The organism is Marinobacter sp. SS5-14b, from assembly GCF_030541005.1.
In the GTDB taxonomy this organism is placed as follows: domain Bacteria; phylum Pseudomonadota; class Gammaproteobacteria; order Pseudomonadales; family Oleiphilaceae; genus Marinobacter.
Genome location: NZ_JASSVM010000003.1, coordinates 223,967 through 243,833 on the forward strand (window position 1 = coordinate 223,967; position 19,867 = coordinate 243,833).

The 19,867-nt window shown below is 57.7% G+C and carries 19 protein-coding genes; 13 read left to right on the top strand and 6 right to left on the bottom strand.

Translation table 11 applies throughout. From position 1 onward, the window contains the following. The first annotated feature begins 10 nt into the window (after window positions 1–10). From hflK to QPL95_RS08675, 4 genes are all read left to right on the top strand, one after another. On the top strand, window positions 11–1,198 hold the full coding sequence (hflK, locus tag QPL95_RS08660; protein WP_303290586.1) for an FtsH protease activity modulator HflK: 1,188 nt from the start codon (window positions 11–13) through the stop codon (window positions 1,196–1,198). Window positions 1,199–1,201: 3 nt separating this feature from the next. Next, window positions 1,202–2,077 (top strand): protease modulator HflC, encoded by an 876-nt coding sequence (gene hflC, locus QPL95_RS08665; protein ID WP_303290587.1) that lies wholly within the window; start codon window positions 1,202–1,204, stop codon window positions 2,075–2,077. A 175-nt stretch (window positions 2,078–2,252) separates the two neighbouring features. After that, window positions 2,253–3,434, top strand: a complete 1,182-nt coding sequence (locus tag QPL95_RS08670; RefSeq protein ID WP_303290588.1) for an ATP phosphoribosyltransferase regulatory subunit — start codon at window positions 2,253–2,255, stop codon at window positions 3,432–3,434. A gap of 85 nt (window positions 3,435–3,519) precedes the next feature. Continuing rightward, a complete protein-coding gene (locus tag QPL95_RS08675) occupies window positions 3,520–4,815 on the top strand; it encodes an adenylosuccinate synthase (RefSeq protein ID WP_303290589.1) in 1,296 nt (431 codons plus the stop codon). Window positions 4,816–4,882: 67 nt separating this feature from the next. On the opposite strand, the gene cmoB is transcribed toward QPL95_RS08675, so the two are convergent. Genes cmoB through QPL95_RS08700 form a run of 5 tightly spaced genes read right to left on the bottom strand, consistent with a single transcriptional unit; the run spans window position 4,883 to window position 8,482 of the window. Then, window positions 4,883–5,875, bottom strand: coding sequence for a tRNA 5-methoxyuridine(34)/uridine 5-oxyacetic acid(34) synthase CmoB (gene cmoB, locus QPL95_RS08680; RefSeq protein WP_303290590.1), 993 nt, complete (start codon window positions 5,873–5,875; stop codon window positions 4,883–4,885). A gap of 21 nt (window positions 5,876–5,896) precedes the next feature. After that, window positions 5,897–6,652: a carboxy-S-adenosyl-L-methionine synthase CmoA gene (cmoA, locus tag QPL95_RS08685; RefSeq protein ID WP_303290591.1), complete on the bottom strand. Its 756-nt coding sequence runs from the start codon at window positions 6,650–6,652 to the stop codon at window positions 5,897–5,899. After that, window positions 6,642–7,013, bottom strand: coding sequence for a kinase (locus QPL95_RS08690; protein WP_303290592.1), 372 nt, complete (start codon window positions 7,011–7,013; stop codon window positions 6,642–6,644). The genes cmoA and QPL95_RS08690 overlap by 11 nt, the downstream gene beginning before the upstream one ends. Before the next feature lie 21 nt (window positions 7,014–7,034). Beyond that, window positions 7,035–8,054, bottom strand: a complete 1,020-nt coding sequence (locus QPL95_RS08695; RefSeq protein ID WP_303290593.1) for a serine/threonine protein kinase — start codon at window positions 8,052–8,054, stop codon at window positions 7,035–7,037. Between the two features lie 5 nt (window positions 8,055–8,059). Beyond that, on the bottom strand, window positions 8,060–8,482 hold the full coding sequence (locus tag QPL95_RS08700) for a hypothetical protein (RefSeq protein WP_303290594.1): 423 nt from the start codon (window positions 8,480–8,482) through the stop codon (window positions 8,060–8,062). A 124-nt stretch (window positions 8,483–8,606) separates the two neighbouring features. Between QPL95_RS08700 and QPL95_RS08705 the strand changes: the two genes are divergently transcribed. Then, window positions 8,607–9,716 carry an NAD(P)/FAD-dependent oxidoreductase gene (locus QPL95_RS08705; protein ID WP_303290595.1) on the top strand — a complete coding sequence of 370 codons (1,110 nt, stop codon included), beginning with the start codon at window positions 8,607–8,609 and terminating at the stop codon, window positions 9,714–9,716. On the opposite strand, the gene QPL95_RS08710 is transcribed toward QPL95_RS08705, so the two are convergent. Next, the gene (locus QPL95_RS08710) at window positions 9,713–10,441 is read right to left on the bottom strand and encodes a ComF family protein (RefSeq protein WP_303290596.1); all 729 of its coding nucleotides are present in this window, start codon (window positions 10,439–10,441) and stop codon (window positions 9,713–9,715) included. The two genes, QPL95_RS08705 and QPL95_RS08710, sit on opposite strands and share 4 nt — an antisense overlap. Window positions 10,442–10,492: 51 nt before the next feature. Here QPL95_RS08710 and bioB point away from each other — a divergent pair, with 51 nt between their 5' ends. The 8 genes from bioB to QPL95_RS08750 all read left to right on the top strand — a co-directional run bounded on the left by bioB (window position 10,493) and on the right by QPL95_RS08750 (window position 19,775). Then, a complete protein-coding gene (gene bioB, locus QPL95_RS08715; RefSeq protein WP_303290597.1) occupies window positions 10,493–11,551 on the top strand; it encodes a biotin synthase BioB in 1,059 nt (352 codons plus the stop codon). A 186-nt stretch (window positions 11,552–11,737) separates the two neighbouring features. Continuing rightward, entirely contained in the window at window positions 11,738–12,925 is a 1,188-nt protein-coding gene (gene bioF / locus QPL95_RS08720; protein WP_303290598.1) for an 8-amino-7-oxononanoate synthase, read from the top strand. Continuing rightward, window positions 12,922–13,746, top strand: a complete 825-nt coding sequence (gene bioC, locus QPL95_RS08725; protein WP_303290599.1) for a malonyl-ACP O-methyltransferase BioC — start codon at window positions 12,922–12,924, stop codon at window positions 13,744–13,746. Before bioF ends, bioC begins: the two co-directional genes overlap by 4 nt. Before the next feature lie 198 nt (window positions 13,747–13,944). After that, entirely contained in the window at window positions 13,945–14,649 is a 705-nt protein-coding gene (gene bioD / locus QPL95_RS08730; RefSeq protein WP_303290600.1) for a dethiobiotin synthase, read from the top strand. Between the two features lie 50 nt (window positions 14,650–14,699). Then, on the top strand, window positions 14,700–14,945 hold the full coding sequence (locus QPL95_RS08735) for a flagellar basal body rod C-terminal domain-containing protein (protein WP_303290601.1): 246 nt from the start codon (window positions 14,700–14,702) through the stop codon (window positions 14,943–14,945). A 17-nt stretch (window positions 14,946–14,962) separates the two neighbouring features. After that, window positions 14,963–15,712 carry a putative metalloprotease CJM1_0395 family protein gene (locus QPL95_RS08740; RefSeq protein ID WP_303290602.1) on the top strand — a complete coding sequence of 250 codons (750 nt, stop codon included), beginning with the start codon at window positions 14,963–14,965 and terminating at the stop codon, window positions 15,710–15,712. A 245-nt stretch (window positions 15,713–15,957) separates the two neighbouring features. Beyond that, window positions 15,958–17,757, top strand: a complete 1,800-nt coding sequence (locus QPL95_RS08745) for an acyl-CoA dehydrogenase C-terminal domain-containing protein (protein ID WP_303290603.1) — start codon at window positions 15,958–15,960, stop codon at window positions 17,755–17,757. A 227-nt stretch (window positions 17,758–17,984) separates the two neighbouring features. Continuing rightward, window positions 17,985–19,775: an acyl-CoA dehydrogenase C-terminal domain-containing protein gene (locus QPL95_RS08750; RefSeq protein ID WP_303290604.1), complete on the top strand. Its 1,791-nt coding sequence runs from the start codon at window positions 17,985–17,987 to the stop codon at window positions 19,773–19,775. The last annotated feature ends 92 nt before the right edge of the window (window positions 19,776–19,867 follow it).

Sequence of the window (19,867 nt, forward strand, 5' to 3'; positions counted from 1 at the left end):
GGAGATAACTATGGCCTGGAATGAACCGGGTGGTAACCGTAACGACAACGATCCCTGGGGAACCGGTGGCGGTCGTCGCGGCAATGATCAGGGTCCGCCAGACCTGGACGAAGCGCTGAAAAAGGGGCTCGATAAACTCAATCGCATGCTGGGCGGCAAGGGTGGCTCAGGCAATAACGGCAATTCCGGATCCAGCGGCGGCAGTGGTGGCTTCGGTGCCATTCTTGCGATTGCGGCGATTCTGGTGGTTGGTTACGTCATATACCAATCGTTCTACACAGTAGACGAACAGGAACGGGCCGTAGTGCTTCGCTTTGGTGAGTACAATCGTACCGAGGAGCCCGGTTTGCGCTTCAAGGTGCCGCTGATCGATTCGGCTACCAAAGTTCTGGTTACCAGTGTGCGCACGGCCCAGTCATCCGGCCAGATGCTGACCCAGGATGAAAACCTGGTTACGGTGGATCTTCAGGTTCAATACCGGGTGGGCGACGCCAAGGCCTATGTGCTCAATGTGCGGGACTCCAACCAGGCGCTCGCATTTGCGACGGACAGTGCGTTGCGCCACGAAGTGGGCAGCTCTTCACTGGATGACGTGTTAACCGAAGGTCGTGCCGAGTTAGCGGTCAGGGTTGAGCAAAGGTTGCAGAGCTTCCTGAAAGAGTACGGTACCGGGCTCGAAATCGTTCGGGTCAACGTTGAAAGCACTCAGCCACCGGCACCGGTGCAGGATGCCTTCCGTGAAGTTCAGCGTGCCCGGGAAGACGAGCAACGCCTGAAGGAAGAAGCCGAAACCTACCGTAACAAGATTGTTCCGGAAGCCCGCGGCCAGGCCCAGCGTATGATCGAAGAAGCCAATGCCTATAAAGCCGAAGTTATCGAACGTGCCCGTGGTGAAACCGCCCGCTTTAACGAGCTGCTCGCCGTGTATGAGAGCGCGCCGGTGGTGACGCGGGAGCGCATGTATCTGCAGGCGATGGAACAGGTGCTGGGTAGCAGCAGCAAAATCTTCGTGGATGCCGAGAGCAGTGGAAATATGATGTATCTGCCTCTGGACAGGCTAACCCAAGGCCGGCTGCCCGTCACCGGTTCCGGATCGTCCGGCTCAGGTAACCAGCAGATCGATGTCCAGACGCTGACTGACCAGGTTTTGCAGGAATTGCGTACCCGGCAGGACGTGAATACCCGGAGGAGTAGATAAGTTATGGGACCTAAAGGTGTATTGGGCCTTGCAGGCGCCCTCATTGTCGTCCTGCTCGTATTGTCCAGCGTGTATATCATTCCAGAGACCCATCGCGGCGTTAAGCTCCGGTTTGGTGAGTTGGTTGAGACCAGCATCGAGGCGGGTATCCACTTCAAGGTTCCGGTTATTGACCAGATCCGCGAGTTTGATATCCGTGTTCTGACGATGGACTTGCCCTCAAGGCAGTATCTGACCATCGAGAAGAAACCACTCGACGTGGATTCCTACGTCGCCTGGAAAATCCGTAACGTTGATCAGTTCTATCGGGCGACCGGCGGCGATGAGTTGCGGGCGCAAACGCTGATTCTGTCACGTGTGGACAACGGTCTGCGCGACGAGTTCGGTGTGCGTACCATGCACGAGGTGGTTTCCGGTCAGCGGGATGAGCTGATGCACACACTTCGCGATCGTGCCAACGAGACAGCGGTGAAAGAATTCGGTATTGAAATTATTGATATCCGGGTCAAGGCTATCGAGTTCCCGGGATCGGTCAGCGAGAACGTGTATCGCCGGATGGCAACCGAGCGCCAGAAGCTGGCTCAGGAATTCCGTTCCCGTGGCCTCGAACTTGCGGAAGGTATTCGGGCGGATGCTGATCGTCAGCAAACCGTAACCCTGGCCAATGCTTTTGCTGAAGCGGAGACGACCCGCGGTGAAGGTGATGGTGAAGCGGCCCGGATCTACGCGGATTCTTACGGCAGCAACGAGGAGTTTTACAGTTTTTACCGGAGCTTGCAGGCGTACCAGAATACCTTTTCTGGTAAGGATGACATCATGGTCATCGACTCCAGCAGCGACTTCATGAAATTCCTGAAGAACCCTGCCGGAGCCAACTAAGTCCGTTGGCGAAGGACGAAAACCGGAATACTCAGGTATTCCGGTTTTTTTGTGCCTGCCAAGGGTGTAGAATTCTGGCGGTTTTGTGCGGGCATTTTTATGCCCGGGCATCCTGAACCCTGAGTCATTCCCCCGGCACTTTTGCCGGTGACGGAAAAACGGACAACTGAATCTCATGACAGTATCTGATCGCTGGTTACTGCCAGACGGAGTAGAAGACATTCTGCCCCCTCTGGCCGGACGGATCGAGTCCCTGCGCCGGGATGTAATGGACACCTGCCAACGCTGGGGTTACCAGTTGGTGATTCCGCCCCTGATTGAATATCTTGAGTCACTGTTCACCGGTACCGGGCATGACCTGGAGTTGCAGACCTTCAAGCTGACCGATCAGCTCACCGGTCGGATGATGGGGGTGCGGGCTGACATGACGCCGCAGGCCGCCCGTATCGATGCGCACACCCTGGGCCAGGAAGGTATTACCCGCCTTTGCTATGCCGGCCATGTGTTACATACCCGGCCCAGACACATGCTCACTGGTCGAACCCCGATTCAGGCAGGCTGCGAGCTGTTTGGCAGCACCTCGGAGGCTGCGGACCTCGAGGTCATCAGCCTGATGCTGGAAACACTCCGGGTTGCGGGCCTTCCGCGCGTCCACCTCGATTTGGCCCACGTTTCCATTTATGAAAGTCTGATTGCGGCCTCTGGCTTCGATAAAGAGACCGAAGCCGCGGTGTTTGATGCCATGACGAGGAAGTCGGTACCTGAGCTGGATAAGCTGTTGGGTGCTTGTGCGCCGGGATCTGCCGGTGCCCGCCTTCGCGAGCTGGCCCGAGTGAGCGGTGGTCTTGAGGCCCTGGACAGTGCCCGGACTATTCTGGGCGGAGCGTCTGATGCGCTCGATGCAGCGCTTGAGCAGCTTGCCCGGGTGGCTGACATGCTGGGTCGGGATTTCCCGGAAGTGAGCCTGGGTTTCGATTTCTGTGAGCTGCGTGGTTACAACTATCACACCGGGCTGGTGTTTGCCGCCTATGTGCCTGGCCACGGTGATTCAGTGGCCAAGGGTGGTCGGTATGACGCCATCGGCAGTGATTTTGGCCGTGCCCGCCCGGCGACCGGCTTCAGCCTCGATATACGAGCTCTGGTGGCTCTGGGTGAGCGCCCCTACACGCGATTGGGCGCCATCTGGGCCCCGGCCGTGGACGACTCCGCACTGGAGGGCGTTATTGCCGGGTTGAGAATGACTGAAACCGTCATCAGAGCGTTGCCAGGTGACCCGACGACAGAGCCCCGAGAGAGGGGCTGCGATCGTCAACTGGTTAAGCAAGACGGGCAATGGGTTGTGGAAATGCTGGGCTGACGCGTTCTGCTGCAGTGTTTTACGAGTTTTCCTGAGTAAATGTGCAAGGCGCCAGCCTCCGGGCGGCCTGACGTGAGAGAGAATCATGGGTAAAAATGTTGTTGTGCTGGGTACCCAGTGGGGTGATGAAGGCAAGGGCAAGATTGTTGACCTTCTGACGGATAAAGTTTCGGCAGTGGTGCGCTTCCAGGGTGGCCACAACGCAGGCCACACACTGGTTATCGAAGGCAAGAAGACGGCCCTGCACCTGATCCCGTCGGGCATTCTCCGGACCAACGTCCACTGCCTGATTGGTAACGGCGTTGTGCTGTCACCAGAGGCCTTGCTCAAGGAAGTACGCGAGCTCGAAGCCAATGGCGTGGCGGTACGCGACCGCCTGAAAATCAGTCTGGCCTGCCCGATCATTCTGCGCACCCACGTTCGCATCGATCAGGCTCGGGAGCGTGCCAAGGGTATCGACAAGATAGGCACCACGGGGCGTGGTATCGGTCCCGCCTATGAGGACAAGGTGTCTCGTCGTGGCGTTCGCCTCGGCGACCTTTGCAACCCTGCGGACTTTGAAGTGAAGTTGCGTGAGATCATGTCTTATCACAACTTTGTGCTGACCCAGTACTTCAAGGAAGAAGCGGAAGACATTGATGCCGCTCTGGCAGAACTGATGCAGATGGCTGAAGAGATTCTGCCCATGGCAGCAGACGTTACCGACATTCTGCACGACTACCGCAAGCGCGGCGAGCACATCCTGTTTGAAGGTGCGCAGGGCTCTTTGCTGGATATCGATCTCGGTACCTACCCCTATGTCACCTCTTCCAATACCACGGCTGGTGGTACTGCGACCGGTTCCGGTTTTGGTCCGCTCTATCTGGACTACGTGCTGGGTATTACCAAGGCCTACACGACCCGGGTTGGCTCCGGACCGTTCCCGACGGAATTGTTTGATGAGATGGGGCAGCACCTGGCCGTCAAAGGTAATGAAGTGGGTACCACCACCGGCCGCTCACGCCGCTGTGGCTGGTTTGATGCAGTGGCGCTGCGCCATGCTATCCAGATCAACAGTGTCTCCGGTATTTGCCTGACCAAGCTGGACGTTCTGGACGGACTGGAAACCGTTAAGGTCTGCGTGGGTTACAAAACGCCGAACGGTGAGATCACCCGCCCGCCGATCGGCTGTGACAGCTACAAGGACATTGAGCCGATCTACGAGGAATTGCCGGGCTGGAGTGACAGCACCGTCGGACTCACCAGCGTAGAACAGCTGCCGGAGAACGCCAAAGCGTATATTCGCTTCCTTGAGGAACAGATCGAAGCGCCGATTGATATCATCTCCACCGGCCCGGACCGGGTAGAGACGATTACTCTGCGGCATCCTTTCGGGGAATAAGTTTCAGAGCTAACAAAAACCGCCTGTCGCTGATGCTGCAGGCGGTTTTTTGCTTCTGGTGTGGCGGTCAGGGCTTTTGGGCAATAATTGTGGCCCGTTTTGGGCCCGGATAGCCTTCGACGGTTTTAGTCGGGTCGTCCGGATCAAGGAAGTCGGCCAGCGAATTGAAGCGCATCCAGTCAGTGCGGCGCTGCTCGTCCGTTGTGGTATCGCTCACGTCCACCACCCTTGCGCTCATAAACCCGGCTCGGTCCATCCAGCGCAGCAGGGTCGGGCAGCTGGGCAGAAACCACACGTTGCGCATCTGACCGTAGCGGTCTTCTGGCATCAGGCTGTAACCTTCCGGGCCATCCACCACCAGCGTTTCTAACACCAGCTCGCCGCCCCGGCGGAGGGTGCCTTTGAGCTCCAGCAGGTGATCCAGTGGCGACCGGCGGTGATAGAGAACGCCCATGGAGAAGGTGGTGTCGAACAGTTCAAGGTTTCCTGGCAGGTCTTCCATGCGCACGGGCAGTAAGTCTACCGGAACGTCGCCAAGGTACCCCTTGACTGCAAGGAACTGGAACATGAACAGCAGCCCCGGGTCGATGCCCACCACCCGTTTTGCACCGGCGCCGGCCATGCGCCAGCAGTGGTAGCCTGAGCCGCAACCGACATCCAGAATAGTGCGCCCGTTTAAATCGGCCAGATGAGGGGCTACGCGGTCCCACTTCCAGTCTGAGCGCCATTCGGTATCAATATGAGTGCCGAAGAAGTCGAACGGGCCTTTGCGCCAGGGCATCAGCCCTCGCAATCCCTGTTCGAGGCTTGCGGCGTCGGAAGCGGTCAGGGTGCCCGGCGCTGTGACGGTCACGGCTGAGCGGTTCAGCTCAACGGTTGTCCCCTTGACCTTGGGCAGGGCAGCGAGTGCCGCTTGCCAGCGCGTCATGTCGCCATGGGGACTTTCCTCAAAGCGCCTCGTCAGCTGACTGCTGAGCAGTCTGGCCCAGGCCTCATGGCCGTTGTGATTCAGGTAGGTGAGTATCGGGGTAAAGTGATTGCGCCAGTCAAAAACGGCCATGGGTTTTGGTCTGTCCTGGAGTTATTGGCTCTTGATGGCCAGGATGGAAACAAAGTTGAAGCACTGGTACCAAACCAGAACCTGATCAAAACCTGCACTGTTCAGTCGTTCGCGATGCACGGCGAGGGTTTCGGGAATCAGCACCTTTTCAATGGCCGCGCGCTTCTGGCTGATTTCCAGGTCGGAATAGCCGTTTGCGCGTTTGAATTCGTGGTGCAGTCGGGTCTGGGTGTCTTGCTCCGGCTCCGACTCAAAGCGGATTTTCTCCGAAAGAATCAGTACGCCGCCGGGCAGGGTTGCATCCGCAATCCGCTTCAGCAGCGCCAGGCGTTGTTCAGGCGGCACAAACTGCAGTGTAAAGTTGAGCGTGGTGACGGATGCCCGGCTCAATTCCGTGGTCAGAATGTCTTCGCACCGCAGGGTGATTGGCAATTCGTGATCATCCAGTGCGATGTAATGTTCGCAACGCTCGATCATGGCGCTGGAGTTGTCTACCCCAACCAAGGCGCAATCCGCGTAGGGAATGCCATGGCGCATGGCAAGGGTGGAGGCGCCCAGAGAGCACCCCAGGTCGTAACAGTTCGAGCCGGACTGCACATACTGCTCGGTAATGACCTCGATCATCGGAATGATGGTGGTATAGCCGGGTACCGAGCGTCGGATCATGTCCGGAAACACCCGTGCCACCGAAGCGTCAAAACGAAAGTCTTCGGGGTTGCGTTCAGTGGCAAACAGTCGGTCGGTCAGCTGTTGCGGTGCTGATTTGTTACTGCTCATTGTCGCCCTCAGCGGCAGGCTCGGATGCCAGGTCCATGTCGGTGGGTGAGGGGCGGCTGCAACGAACACCCCGGTTCTTGTAGTCTACCAGGATGCCGCGGAAAGACGGGTCTACATCAGCGGCAATGGCAAGGAAGCCGTTTTCGCAGACGGCATGCAATTCGGAGGATTTTCGGGACATCAGGAACTCTTCTCCGGGCTTTACGTGAATAGCCTGGAAGTCACCGACCGGAGCGTGGTCCTTGTTGTCAGAGTGATCAATTCGACCGCTGGCCTCCAGAGCCAGAACCGTGCCAGTGATCGCGACCACGGCCGTGATGATCAGGCTCCGCACTGAGTACCGGTTTTCGCTTGCGCTCATGACTACCTCTCTATTTAGTATTCAGTATTGGCCTGGCAGGGTGATGGCTGGCTCCTGCAGGGCAGAAAGTTGCTCCCTTAATGCCAGAATCTGATCCGACCAGAACCGGGGCTGGCCAAACCAGGGGAAGAATCGGGGGAACGCAGGGTCTTCCCAGCGCCGGGCCAGCCAGGCGCAGTGGGCCACCTGCCGGTAACAGCGCAGGGGTTCGATAAGGTGTCGCTCGCGCCTGTTGAAGTCGCGAAACATTTCATAGCCTTCCAGAAGTTCGCCCAATTGCTGGCCCTTTTCGGTGGCTTCGCCGTTGAGCAGCAACCACATATCTTGAACCGCCGGGCCAGTGCGGCAGTCATCCAGGTCTACAAACAGCATGCTTTCATCCCGGCACAGTATGTTGCCGGCATGGCAGTCGCCGTGAATGCGCAGGGTGTCTACAGGGCCCGCATCGTCCATCCGCTGTTTGCAGCCGGCGATCAGGTCAGGCATCAGGCTGTCCCAGGCTGGCCGAAGGTCGTCAGGTACCCAGCCTCCATTAACCAGCAATGCGTTGCTCTCTTCCATACCCTGAATCAGGTCAAATCCCGGCCTGTGTTTGAAGGATCTGGTGGCGCCGATGTTGTGGATCTGGCCGAGCCATTGGCCAAGCCGGTAAAGGGTATCGGTAACACTGGTGTCTGGTGCCTGCCCGCCCCGCTGTGGAAACACTGCAAAATGAAATTCACCATGGCGGCCGAGGGATTCACCGTTGCTCATGATCAGTGGTGCCACCACTGGAATGTCCTCGGCTTGCAGTTCCAGGCTAAAGTCGTGCTCTTCGCGAATGGCGGCCTCAGACCAACGCCCCGGCCGGTAGAATTTGGCAATGACGGGTGCGCCTTCTTCCAGCCCTACCTGATAGACCCGGTTTTCATAACTGTTGAGGGCAAACAATCGCCCGCTAACGTCAAAGCCGGCCTCCTCAAGGGCGTCCAGAATGACTTCCGGGGTGAGGCTGTCGTAAGGGTGAGAGGAAGATGTCAGGTCAGAAGGCGCATTGTGCATAAAGTTCAGAAGGCCGTTGCTTGTCGGGATTTCAAGGCTTGCAGGTGGTACCAGTTTTCGTCCAGCTCCCAGCGCACACGTTTGATGGCGGATTCCGCCAGAATGATATCGCCGGCTCTGGCCTGGACCTGCGCCAGTTCCCGCTCTGCCTTTTGCCAATCGCGGTTGGTGTCGGCCAGGTGCTTCATGCCGGGGAAAACCGCCGACAGTGCCCGCTGGGTCGGAACCGAATGGGACCTTAGCGAGCTGATGATCGCTGTGTCACCCTCTACTCTGAGCACCCGGTGCTGATAGGGGTAGCTGGCTACCATCTTATCGGATTTGAGTCGTTCGTTCAGGCTGATGACTTCAAAACCACGCCAGCCAATCCAGCTCACGAATAGAGCGGCAACCACCATCACCGTAATAAACTGCTTCCTGTCTGACATACCCTATGCTCCGTGCACCCGTTACGCTTGGGGTAAAGTATAACGGTTCTGATAGCTCAGGTAATGCAACACCGTGCGATCTGGGTTAATTTCGCGTCTACCAACTGAAAAGCAGGCAAGTGTCGTGACGGAAGAAAGTTACCGTGTGCAAACCGTGGTGATTGGTGCAGGAGTAGTGGGCCTGGCGATTGCCCGTGAGTTGGCAAAAGCGGGGCGGGAGGTGCTGGTTCTGGAGGCCGGGCCACGGTTTGGCGAAGGCACGTCGTCCCGTAACAGCGAAGTCATTCATGCCGGAATTTACTATCCGAAGGATTCACTCAAGGCTGATTTTTGTGTGCGCGGCCGGCATTTGCTCTACGACTATTGTGCAGCGCGGAAGGTCGGCCATCGCAAGTGCGGAAAATGGATTATTGCCACGGATGAGGCACAGGCTGTCCGTCTTGAGGCCATTCGCCAGCAGGCTGGCCATAACGGGGTACAGCTGCAACCTGCCGACGGCAACGCCGTTAGAAGCAGGTGCGTGGGTGTTCAGGCCGAAGCCGGGCTTTGGTCCCCTGAAACCGGTATTGTCGATAGCCACGGCTTGATGCTTTCTCTGTTGGGTGAGTTTGAGGATGCAGGGGGGCGGCTGGTGCTCAATAGCCCGGTGTTGCATGCGGAGTCAACCAACCATGGCCACACTTTGTGGGTGGGCGGTGAGGCCGGCGTTACCCTGGATGCCGCAGAGGTTATCAATGCTGCCGGGTTGGGTGCTCCGGGTCTGGCCCGCTGTTGGCAAGGGCTGCCGGACTCTGGCAAGCCTGTCCAATGGTTGGCCCGCGGCAGCTATTTCAGTTACGCCGGAAAACACCCTTTTGACACGCTGATCTATCCGTTGCCCGAGCCAGGGGGGCTCGGCGTGCATCTGACCCTGGACATGGCGGGGCAGGCCCGGTTTGGCCCGGATGTGGAGTGGCTTGACGCCGAGGATTACGCGGTGGATTCGAATCGCCGGGTGATCTTCGCGGAAGGCGTTCGCAAGTGGTGGCCAGCGCTCGATGCAGCCAGGCTTCAGCCTGCATACGCGGGTATCCGGCCAAAGCTGGCAGGGCCCGATGACGGCTTTTCAGATTTCAGGATCGATGGCCCGGACGAGCACGGAGTTCCTGGCCTGGTCAACCTGTTTGGTATTGAGTCACCGGGGCTCACATCCTGTCTGGCGATTGCTGAGTATGCGAACCAAAAACTGGGTTAGCCGGGTGTCCGGGCGAGAGCCCATACCTGAATGTCGGTGGCGCCGGCATCCGCCAGGGTGCGGGCCAGAACCCTCGCGGTTGCTCCAGTCGTGACCACGTCATCGATAATGGCGACCCTTTGGGGCACCGGGCCGCAAATTTCGAAAACGCCGTCGAGATTGCGCAGCCTTCCAGCCCGGCCCAGCTCTCGTTGGGCTTTGGCTCGTTTTTTTCGGCGCACAATGTTTGCGGCTACCGGAATGTCCAGATATGTGCCCAGGTGCTCTGCGATGTCCTGGGCCTGGTTGAACCCGCGTTGCCATCGCCGAAACCAGTGCATCGGGGCCGGAATCAGTGCTTCTGGCCGCTCATTCTGTGTCAACTGCTCATCCAGAAAACCACCGAAATCTGCCAGCAAGGGCCGGGCGAACTTCCGGTGGCCATGGTATTTGTAGCGCCCAATCATGCCATCGACAGGAAACTGATAACGCCATGGGATGAGGGATCTGGAATAGGGCGGAGGTGAGGTTTGGCATTCACCACAACGCATGCCTGGTATTGAAAACGCCATCGGCAGGGCGCAGGTGTGGCAGCGCCAGCGATTGCCTGGAAGATCGGCCCGACAGCCGTCGCAAAGCCCGAAGCGGGCGTCTGGCGAAAGGCACGTAACACAGCGTCCACTTTTGTTTGCGCTGTTAACCTTTTTCTCAACGAAGGTTGACAGCGAATTCAGTCCGTTTATCATCTCGGTTTATCCGTAAACCAATAACCTTGATAAGGTTAACAGGACTCTGCCATGACTGCCACCGCACTACGCCATGACTGGACGCTTCAGGAAGCTCGTGATCTTTTCAATTTGCCGTTCAATGATCTGTTGTTCCGGGCCCAGTTGATCCACCGTGAGTATTTTGACCCGAACGAAGTTCAAGTCAGTACTCTGCTATCCATCAAGACTGGCGCATGCCCTGAAGACTGCAAATATTGCCCGCAGAGTGGTCATTACAACACCGGCCTGGAAAAAGAAAAGCTGCTGGAAATCGAAAAGGTGGTGGCCGAGGCTCGGGCTGCAAAGCAAAAAGGTGCATCTCGCTTTTGCATGGGCGCGGCTTGGCGCAGCCCTTCAAAAAAGGACATGCCCTATGTTCTGGATATGGTCAAGCAGGTCAAATCCCTGGGCATGGAGACTTGTATGACGCTCGGCATGCTGAAGGAAGAGGAGGCGCAGGAGCTGGCCAGGGCCGGGTTGGATTATTACAACCACAACCTGGATACCTCGGAGAAGTACTACAACCATATCATCACCACACGTACGTATCAGGATCGTCTGGATACTCTGGATAACGTGCGCAAGGCCGGTATGAAGGTGTGCTGTGGCGGCATTATGGGTATGGGGGAAGACGAGGATGATCGCGTCGGCCTGCTGGTTCAGTTAGCGAATCTGCCGCAGCACCCGGAGAGTGTGCCGGTCAATATGCTGGTGAAAGTTAAAGGTACGCCGTTGGAGAATGTGGAAGATCTAGAGCCGTTTGATTTTATCCGGATGCTTGCGGTGGCACGGATCATGATGCCGGCGTCTCATGTTCGGCTCTCGGCCGGGCGTGAGCAGATGAACGAGCAGATGCAGGCGCTGTGTTTCATGGCAGGTGCCAATTCAATTTTCTATGGCGAGAAATTGCTGACGACCTCAAACCCGGAGGCCGATTCGGATATGCAGTTGTTCCGTAAGTTGGGAATCCGGCCTGAGCAGAGGGAGCAGTGTGCGACCGAGGAGCAGGAGGAAGAGGTGCTGGCGGAGGCTGTCGAGTATGAGGCTACCCGGCACATGTTTTATGACGCGACTCGGGAATCTGCCTGATTTTTTGGCTTTGGTGTGGCGTTGAGGGTCGGGTGAGGCTTTCCGGGACACGCTCAAGACGTCCCTGTGCGCTTAGGACGGGCCATCCCTGGCCCTTTATAGTCCCGGAAAGCCTCACCCGACCCTCACGCTCAAGCCTCGTGCGGGTTTCAATGACGGTTCACTCTAATAGGTTGTGCTGTTGATATGCGTGACTTTGCCCACGAAATTGAACAGCGGAAACAGGCCGGTCTTTATCGAACCCGTCGCCTGATTTCCGGCCCTCAACAGCCAGAGTTGGTGGCCGACGGCAAACCGCTGTTGTCGTTCTGCAGTAATGATTATCTCGGGCTTGCTAACCACCCGGGAAACATTGATGTGCTCAATAGCGCACTTCCGAAAACCGGCCTGGGCGGTGCTGCATCACACCTGGTTTGCGGTCATCACAATGCCCACCATCAACTGGAACAGCGGCTGGCAGATTTTACGCAGCGCAGTTCGGCGCTGTTTTTCTCGACCGGGTACATGGCGAATCTTGGGGTGATCTCTGCGTTGGCGGGCCGTGGCGATACGGTATTTTCCGATCGGCTGAACCATGCCTCCATTATCGATGGCTGTATTCTCAGCCGTGCCCGGGTCCGGCGGTATGCTCATGGCGATGTTGGTGCGCTGGAGGCCATGTTGGCGGAGACTTCCGGCCACAAGCTGGTGGTGACTGATGGTGTGTTCAGTATGGACGGCGATGTGGCCCCGCTGAAGGAGTTGGCCCGTGTGTGCAAGGCCCATGACGCATTGCTGGTGGTGGATGATGCCCATGGCATTGGCGTGCTTGGTCCGCAAGGGCGGGGCAGTGCGCTGGCGGAAGGGCTGTCTGAGAGCGATGTGCCGGTTCTGATTGGCACTCTCGGTAAAGCGGTCGGAACCAGCGGCGCCTTTGTGGCAGGGCCTGAGGTGTTGATGGACTATCTGGTACAGAAGGCCCGGACTTATATCTACACTACAGCGATGCCACCCGCCCTGGCCGCAGCAACCTGTGCGAGCCTGGATCGGATCGAGGCAGACGATCAGCGTCGGGAACATTTGCGTCAACTCATTGCCCGTTTTCGCTTCGGGGCGGAGCAGTTGGGTTATGAGCTAATGCCGTCGCAATCGCCCATCCAGCCCATAATGGTCGGTGGCAACCAGGAAGCGCTTGCTCTGAGCGAAGCTCTGGAGCAGCAAGGCCTGCTGGTTACCGCCATCCGGCCGCCAACGGTGCCGGACGGACAGGCCAGGCTGAGGGTGACCTTGAGCGCTGCCCACACAGTCGAACAGGTCGAGCGGTTACTGAGCGCTTTGGCTCAAAGTCGAGCGCTGATTCCTGATGGCAGCTCCAGGGCGATGGCAACAGTATGAGTGCGTTTGCTGACCTGTCCATAATGACCAGTGCCGACGGTGGCACCGGCACCAAGCAATCGATTGCCCGTGGTTTTGGCGGTGCCTGTCGCACCTACGACAGCGCATCCCGCCTGCAAAAAAACATGGGTGACAGTCTGTTGGCCCGCATCCCGTCTGAACTAAGCCCCCGCGCTGTGCTCGACCTGGGCTGTGGCACAGGCTGGTTTACCCGGAGGCTCGCGGCAAACTATCCGGATGCAGAGATCACCGGCGCCGACCTGGCTCCCGGAATGCTGGAACAGGCCAAAGCCAGCGGCCCCGATACCGCCCTGTGGCTAAATGCCGATGCCGAACAGCTGCCGGTGGCGGATGAGAGCGTCGATCTGATCTTTAGCAACTTGATGATTCAATGGAGCCCCCGCCCCGAAGTCGTTCTGGCAGAGTGCCGAAGAGTCCTGAAGCCGGGCGGCTTTCTGGCCATCTCAACCTTGTTGGACGGCACCCTGAGAGAGCTCAAGCAGGCCTGGGCGAAAGCGGACCCTGGGCAGGCTCATGTTAACCGGTTTGTCGCTCAGGGAGATTGGCGAACCCTGACAGCTGACATTCTGCCTGGCTCAGAGCTTGAGGTAGGCGCCATCGTTTTGCCCTATGATTCGCCAATGGCACTGAACCGGGAGCTGAAGCATCTCGGGGCAGTTTTCAAAGGCGAAGAAAGACGCCGTACTGCGACTGCCCCAGGGCGCTTTCGGGCCATGTGTCGTGCTTATCCAGGGAACGACACAAAAGAGGTATTAGCGACTTATGAGGCAGGCTGGCTGTACTGGAAAAGCGGTAGCTAGAAACTGCCAGCCCTTACCTGAGTTTGATTATAGGTTTGGCGGCAAATACAAATTCACGGGGTGAGGTTGAGGTTGGTGTTCCAGGACTGTTGAAGGCCAGGGATGGCCTGAAACAAGCGCAAATGGATGTGCTTGTAGCGTGTCCTGGAACACCAACCCCAACCTCGCCTTGCACCCGAACTTGCGAGGCAGTAGAGGATGGCAAAGAAAACCTATTTCGTGACCGGCACTGATACCGGCGTGGGCAAAACCATCGTCGCCGCCGCCATACTTGAAGCGGCTAAAGCGGGCGGCAAGCGCACATTGGCGATAAAGCCCATTGCCTCCGGCTGCGACGAGACCGCAGAAGGCCTGCGCAATGAAGACGCCCTGATGCTCCAGGCCGCCATTACCGAAACACTGCCTTACGACTCCATCAACCCTATCGCCCTTGCGCCCGCCATTGCGCCCCATGTGGCAGCGCAGCAAGCCGGCAAACACATCACAGCCCAGCGCCTGGTCGGATTTTGCCGAGGCCTGCAGATCCGACCCGCCGACATGATGTTGGTCGAGGGTGCCGGTGGCTGGCGCGTGCCCCTGAACGACCGGGAAACCTACGCTGAAGTTCCTCTGGAGCTGGGCCTGGGGGTGATCATCGTGGTGCCGCTCAAGCTGGGCTGCATCAACCATGCCTTGCTCACGGCTGAGGCCGTTCGCGCTGATGGCCTTACGGTTGCAGGCTGGGTTGCCAACCACCCTGAGCCGCAAGCCATGAGCTGCGAGCAAGAAACCCTGAACTACCTGACAACACACATCGGGGCGCCCTGCCTGGGCATATTGCCTTGGATCGACGATGCGCCCGTCGTCGATCTGCCCGCTATCCTGGCGCGGTATCTAAATATCTCCGTGTTGATTGAAAATTGACCAATAATGTGCGTTAATTGAGCCAAGATATTGCCACGGGAGTTTCAGCCATGATTAACAACACGCTCGGCATCGGCATTCAGGGTATCCAGGATGGCATGGCTGGCATGGAAAACGCTGCCCGTAAAATTGCTCGCGCAGGCGCGGATGGGCCCCAGGGCACTGCCGAAGGTGCAGGCAACCTTGCGGAGCCTCTTATTGAGCTCAACCTCTATGAGCGCAGTGTAGAAGCGTCGGCACAGGTGGTTAAAACCGCCGACGAGACGCTCGGGACACTCCTGGACATCAAGGCCTGAGTGGCGGAACCCTACCTGTGAATGTGCTCTCATCGATTCCTCCGATGTATCCCTCGGCCTCCGGGTCGTCATCGGCTGTTACGGGTAGTGGTGTCGCTGCGACTGGTAACCCGTCGGTCGTGGGTGAGCAACCTGCTGCGAATGACACCCGATCTTTGCGTCCTGCCGAACAGGCGTCCGAAGGTAAATCTGCAACCACGACCGCTGAAGAAAAAACAGACTCTGAAAAGCGGCCTGATGTTGCCAGAACCGGGTCTCAGGGGCTAACCGAAACCGAACTGAAGGAACTGACGGAACTCAAATCCCGGGATCGTGAAGTGCGCGCCCATGAAGCAGCGCACCAGGCCGTCGGCGGGCAGTATGCCGGCGCCATGTCCTTCTCCTATCAGCGTGGGCCAGATGGTGCGCAATATGCGGTCGGTGGAGAGGTGCCGATTGATGTGGCGCCCGTGTCCGGAGACCCCCAGGCCACGATTGAAAAAATGCGGGTGGTGCGTGCTGCTGCCATGGCCCCTGCACAGCCCTCATCACAAGACCGCGCCGTGGCTGCCCAAGCCATGCAAACCATGTTGCAGGCCCAGTCTGAAATGGCTGCAGGTGAGGCTGACAGTGGCAACGACGCTTCTGCCGTGAAGCCAAGAGTTTCAGGGCAGGGGGAAGATGCCGGCGAGGCTCGGTCCCGACAGGCCAGCGACGCTTACCGTAGCGTTTCCGAAATGCAGGGCTATGGCACCGGCTCCGAGGCTGCTACTTCCGTATTTGCCTGAACACCCCCTCTGGTTACTGTATTGATCGGTCATTGCTGCATTGACCTGCGCCTTCCCTTGTTACTTTTCTGAACACAAAGAACCACAAATTTGACTCAATTCTCTTGACAATTCTGTGCTGCAAAACGTATGTTTCAAACAAGTGTTTAATTAAGGCTGTGATGCGATGCATCATGGTGTCTGAGCAAACCAAAGGCCAAAGCTGTTACAGCATTCAGCTGAAACCGAAAATTGAGGTGGATTCCATGCCTGAGTACAAAGCGCCCCTGCGTGATATCAAATTTGTAATGAACGAGCTGCTGAACAGCGAGCAGCACTACGCCAATCTGGAAGGTGCTGAAGATGCAACCCCGGACATGGTTGATGCCATTATCCAGGAAGGTGCAAAGTTCTGTGAGCAGGTATTGTCTCCGCTGAATCAGGTGGGTGACCAGGAAGGCTGTACCCTGAATGGCGACGTGGTGAAAACACCGACCGGCTTCAAAGAAGCCTATCAGCAGTATGTCGAGGGTGGCTGGCCGTCCATGACCGCAGATCCCAACTATGGTGGTCAGGGTCTTCCGCACTCCATTGCTCTGGTTGTCAGTGAAATGGTTGGTACCTCCAACTGGTCTTGGGGCATGTACCCCGGCCTGAGCCATGGTGCTACCAATACCATCGAAGAACACGGCACCGAAGAGCAGAAGCAGACCTACCTGACCAAACTGATCAGTGGCGAGTGGACTGGCACCATGTGTCTGACCGAGCCGCACTGTGGTTCCGACCTGGGTACCCTGCGTACCAAGGCCGAGCCGAACGCTGACGGCACTTACAGCATCACTGGTACCAAGATCTTTATCTCTGCCGGTGAGCACGATATGGCCGAGAACATTGTCCACATCGTTCTGGCGCGCCTGCCGGGTGCTCCGGAAGGCACCAAGGGTATCTCCCTGTTCATCGTACCCAAGCAGCTGCCGAACGAAGACGGTTCTGCTGGCGAGCGCAACGCAGTATCTTGCGGCTCCCTCGAACACAAGATGGGCATCCACGGCAACGCAACCTGCGTGATGAACTTCGACGGCGCTAAAGGTTGGCTGATCGGGCCTGAGAACAAAGGCCTGAACTGTATGTTCACCTTTATGAACACGGCTCGTATTGGTACGGCAATCCAGGGTCTGGGTTCCGCTGAGCTGGGCTTCCAGGGTTCTCTGGCTTACGCCAAAGATCGTCTGGCCATGCGCTCACTGAGCGGCCCGAAGAATCCTGACGGCATTGCTGATCCGATCATCGTACACCCGGACGTTCGCCGCATGCTGCTGACCCAGAAAGCCGTAGCTGAGGGCGCACGCGCCCTGATCTACCTGGCCGGCCAGCAAGTGGATGTCGTTCATAGCGGAAAGACCGAAGAAGAGCGCAAAGCCGCTGACGCGCTGCTGGGCTTCCTGACTCCGATCGCGAAAGCCTTCCTGACCGAAATCGGTTACGAGTCTGCCAACCTGGGTATGCAGGTGTTTGGCGGTCACGGCTACATCGCTGAGTGGGGCATGGAGCAGAACGTTCGTGACTCCCGTATCGGCATGATCTACGAGGGCACTACCGGTATCCAGGCGCTGGATCTTCTGGGCCGCAAGGTTCTGATGACTCAGGGGGAAGCCTTGAAAGTGTTCACCAAGCGAGTGCACGTATTCTGCAAGGAAAACGCGGACAACGAACAGCTGAAAGAGTTTGTTGAACCGCTGGCAGCGATCAACAAGGAGTGGGGCGACCTGACCATGAAGGTCGGTATGACTGCGATGAAGGACCGTGAAGAAGTCGGCGCGGCGGCAGTTGATTACCTGATGTACTCCGGATACGCGGTCTTTGCCTATCTTTGGGCCCAGATGGCCAAAGTGGCATTGGACAAGATGGCCGATGGCACCTCTGAAGAGATGTTCTACAACGCCAAGGTTCAGACAGCGCGCTTCTACTTCAAGCGTCTGTTGCCGCGCACCAGAACCCACGCAGAAACCATGCTGGCGGGTTCCGCCAGCCTGCTGGATATGCCGGAAGAAGCCTTCGCCCTCTAAGGCTGGGGTTGGTATTTGATTGATGGCGTAGAAAAAGCCCGTTATCCGTAAGGAGGCGGGCTTTTTTCATGAGTTCGTGGCGGCTATGGGGTAGAATAGCGCGCCGCAGAATAACAACTTTGTTTCGGACACATTGCCGAGCGGGTGGACGCAACCGAGCCTTCTGAGAAAGGCGACTAACGAACAGTTCCCCCGAAGAGACTGACTGAATTTCTGGAGAGTTATACATGGCTGATTATCAGGCACCCCTTCGTGACATTCGTTTCTTGCTGAACGAAGTGTTTGATGCCCCCTCACTGTGGGCTTCTTTACCTAAAATTGCTGAGAACGTTGATCCCGAAACGGCAGACGCGATTCTTGAAGAAGCCGGAAAGATTACCGGCGGCGTACTGGCTCCGCTGAACCGCGAGGCAGACGAGCAGGGTTGTAAATGGAATGACGGCGAAGTCACCAGCCCGGAAGGCTTCAAAGAAGCCTACCAGACCATCGTAGAAGGCGGCTGGAACGGTCTTGGCGGTAATCCGGATTTTGGCGGCATGGGTATGCCCAAGACTCTGGTCGCCCAGTTTGAAGAAATGATGCAGGGCGCCAACATGGCCTTTGGTCTGGCTCCGATGCTCACTGCCGGCGCCTGCCTGGCCCTGGATGCCCACGGCAGCCAGGAGCTTAAAGAAAAGTACCTGCCCAACATGTACTCCGGCGTATGGTCCGGTGCCATGGATCTGACCGAGCCCCACGCCGGCACCGATCTGGGTATCATCCGCACCAAAGCCGAACCCAACGACGACGGTTCCTTTAACGTCACTGGCACCAAGATCTTCATCACCTGGGGCGAGCACGATCTGGCGGAGAACATTATCCACCTGGTACTGGCCAAACTGCCGGACGCACCGAAAGGGCCCAAAGGCATCTCCCTGTTCCTGGTGCCCAAGTTCATGGTCAACGACGACGGTTCCCTGGGCGAGCGCAACAGCTTCAGCTGCGGCTCAATCGAGAAGAAAATGGGCATCAAGGCCTCCGCCACCTGTGTCATGAACTTCGACGGTGCAAAAGGCTGGCTGGTCGGAGAGGAAAACAAAGGTCTGGCGGCCATGTTCACCATGATGAACTACGAGCGCCTGGGCGTTGGCATTCAGGGCATCGGTGCCGCCGAAGCCTCCCTGCAGAACGCCCGTGAATACGCTAACGATCGCATCCAGAGCCGCGCCCCGACCGGAGCCCAGCAGCCTGAAAAAGCCGCTGACCCGATCCTTGTACACCCGGACGTGCGCCGGATGCTGCTGACCATGAAGAGCTACGTTGAAGGTGGTCGGGCGTTCTCAACCTACGTTGCCCAGTGGCTGGATATCTCCAAATACTCGGATAACGACGAGCAGCGCAAGCACGCCGAGGGTATGGTTGCTTTGCTGACACCCGTAGCCAAGGCCTTCCTGACCGACCGCGGCCTGGAAACCACCATCATCGGCCAGCAGGTTTTCGGTGGCCACGGCTTTATCCGTGAATGGGGCCAGGAACAACTGGTTCGTGACTGCCGTATCACCCAGATCTACGAAGGCACCAATGGCATACAGGCCATGGACCTGATGGGCCGTAAAGTGGTCGGTAGTCAGGGCAAACTCTACGAACTGTTTGTACAGGACGTTGCGGCCTTCATCGAAGCGAACACCGGTGACGCCGCCCTGAGACCCTACCTGGAGCCGCTGGCTGCCGCTGTCGAGCGCTTGTCTGACGTCACTGAACACGTCATCAAACAGGCCAGCGACAACCCCAACGCCATCGGCGCTGCGGCGGTCGACTACCTCGACATGTTCGGTTACACCGCACTGGCATTCATGTGGGCCAAATCGGTCAAAGCTGCCGCACCGAAAGCCGAGGGTGACACCTCTGGCTTCTACACCGGCAAGCTGAAAACAGCCCGCTTCTACTTCGATCGTTTGCTGCCGAAGACTGTGTCTCTGGCCGAAGGTATTCGCAGTGGCAGTGATGCCATGATGGCCCTGGCGGCTAACGAAATCTGATCAGGTTTCTAAGCCCCGAAAGACAAAAAAGCAGGCCCATGTGGCCTGCTTTTTTGTGGAAGCTAATAAATATGTCGGGGCGGGGGTGCGGG

Bases quoted from the DNA above. Each gene is read 5' to 3' on its own strand.
- hflK (WP_303290586.1), top strand. From the start codon at position 11: ATGGCCTGGAATGAACCGGGTGGTAACCGTAACGACAACGATCCCTGG.
- hflC (WP_303290587.1), top strand. From the start codon at position 1,202: ATGGGACCTAAAGGTGTATTGGGCCTTGCAGGCGCCCTCATTGTCGTC.
- QPL95_RS08670 (WP_303290588.1), top strand. From the start codon at position 2,253: ATGACAGTATCTGATCGCTGGTTACTGCCAGACGGAGTAGAAGACATT.
- QPL95_RS08675 (WP_303290589.1), top strand. From the start codon at position 3,520: ATGGGTAAAAATGTTGTTGTGCTGGGTACCCAGTGGGGTGATGAAGGC.
- cmoB (WP_303290590.1), bottom strand. From the start codon at position 5,875: ATGGCCGTTTTTGACTGGCGCAATCACTTTACCCCGATACTCACCTAC.
- cmoA (WP_303290591.1), bottom strand. From the start codon at position 6,652: ATGAGCAGTAACAAATCAGCACCGCAACAGCTGACCGACCGACTGTTT.
- QPL95_RS08690 (WP_303290592.1), bottom strand. From the start codon at position 7,013: ATGAGCGCAAGCGAAAACCGGTACTCAGTGCGGAGCCTGATCATCACG.
- QPL95_RS08695 (WP_303290593.1), bottom strand. From the start codon at position 8,054: ATGCACAATGCGCCTTCTGACCTGACATCTTCCTCTCACCCTTACGAC.
- QPL95_RS08700 (WP_303290594.1), bottom strand. From the start codon at position 8,482: ATGTCAGACAGGAAGCAGTTTATTACGGTGATGGTGGTTGCCGCTCTA.
- QPL95_RS08710 (WP_303290596.1), bottom strand. From the start codon at position 10,441: ATGATAAACGGACTGAATTCGCTGTCAACCTTCGTTGAGAAAAAGGTT.
- bioB (WP_303290597.1), top strand. From the start codon at position 10,493: ATGACTGCCACCGCACTACGCCATGACTGGACGCTTCAGGAAGCTCGT.
- bioF (WP_303290598.1), top strand. From the start codon at position 11,738: ATGCGTGACTTTGCCCACGAAATTGAACAGCGGAAACAGGCCGGTCTT.
- bioC (WP_303290599.1), top strand. From the start codon at position 12,922: ATGAGTGCGTTTGCTGACCTGTCCATAATGACCAGTGCCGACGGTGGC.
- bioD (WP_303290600.1), top strand. From the start codon at position 13,945: ATGGCAAAGAAAACCTATTTCGTGACCGGCACTGATACCGGCGTGGGC.
- QPL95_RS08735 (WP_303290601.1), top strand. From the start codon at position 14,700: ATGATTAACAACACGCTCGGCATCGGCATTCAGGGTATCCAGGATGGC.
- QPL95_RS08745 (WP_303290603.1), top strand. From the start codon at position 15,958: ATGCCTGAGTACAAAGCGCCCCTGCGTGATATCAAATTTGTAATGAAC.
- QPL95_RS08750 (WP_303290604.1), top strand. From the start codon at position 17,985: ATGGCTGATTATCAGGCACCCCTTCGTGACATTCGTTTCTTGCTGAAC.